The organism is Acinetobacter sp. G11 (assembly GCF_049808495.1).
In the GTDB taxonomy this organism is placed as follows: domain Bacteria; phylum Pseudomonadota; class Gammaproteobacteria; order Pseudomonadales; family Moraxellaceae; genus Acinetobacter; species Acinetobacter kookii.
The window spans coordinates 1-1189 of record NZ_JBNCAT010000072.1; the positions used below are offsets into that span (position 1 = coordinate 1).

At 31.1% G+C, this 1189-nt stretch carries 1 protein-coding gene; it reads left to right on the plus strand.

What is annotated here, in order from left to right; all coding sequences use genetic code 11:
- Positions 1-415 precede the first annotated feature (415 nt).
- Positions 416-1102 (plus strand): hypothetical protein, encoded by a 687-nt coding sequence (locus tag ACPUEY_RS14015; protein WP_425122459.1) that lies wholly within the window; start codon positions 416-418, stop codon positions 1100-1102.
- The last annotated feature ends 87 nt before the right edge of the window (positions 1103-1189 follow it).

Below are 1189 nucleotides of genomic sequence, written 5' to 3' on the forward strand. Positions count from 1 at the left end.
TCTGATGTGACAAAACCTGAGTCCTTTATAGTTAAAGTGTTTGTTTGCACTCATATTTTAACTATTTAGACTCAGGTTTTTTTATTTAAAGTAAACTGTGGGACAGTAGTGACCGTGAGGTGGTTTTTTTGTGTTGGATATTTTAATAAAGACACAGCTGCACTGATGGTGCAAAATTTTAATAAATAACCCGTAAGCAATGTTTTACTTTTGAAGCATGAAGAATATATTCTGCAAGGGAATAAAACGGCTTTGTTTGGTAGAGGATGCATCCCTGTATCCCTACCAAACGAGCAATATCCATGTCGCGGGTCATGTGATTTTATTTTAGTTTTTTGTAAAATAACTTTTTGAATTTTAAAATTTATTTCTTTGTTATAATGAATTAGTTAATTAAAAACATATGGAATAAAAATTGAAAACGAAAGAACAAAAATCAAAAAATAATATTGTTTTTGGAGCTTTTGTTAGCTTGGCTGGAATAGCTTGTGGTTTATGGCTTTTAATTTCTTTAGATAAAATATCAGGAGCTGAATTCGTCACTTTAAGTCTTGGATTTGCTGTGATTGGATTGATTGTAGCCTTTGCTGCTGAGGTGCAGGAATTTTCTATTGCAGGAAATGGTGTCAAGTTAAAGGAATTGAGAACGGAAGCTGAAAAGACCATAGGGGAGTTAAAAGAAGCTAGAACAGAATTGTTCAGAGTTTTAGTCCAAAAAAGTATTTATGGATCAGGTGGTTTTAGAAGTGATTCTAGAGTGGATGAGAGAGTTATTCCTTTTCTTAAATTATTTGAACAGATTGAAAAGTTTGATTGTGTTAAGGAACTAGAAATTGATATTAAAAAGGCTTTAAATGTTTTGATGGTTAGACAGTATGATCAGTTTAGGTTTATTCATGAAATCCAAAAAAATGTAGGTGATAGTTTTAATGAGCAAGATAAACCAGATATTTTATATATAAAATTAAAAGATGAAATGCTGCATGGAATTATAAAAATGCGATCACCTGAACCAAATTTTGATGATGTTAAATTGGATGTAGTAAAAGGTATACAAGCCTATTCAAAACTATATTCTCTCTGTACACGACAAATTTCATAGGATCCTTGTCCTATCAGGCTTTTTCTTTCTTAAAATTGCTAGCACTTTCTTAAATTCTTCTTTTTTTCCAAAACCAATCAAACGTAG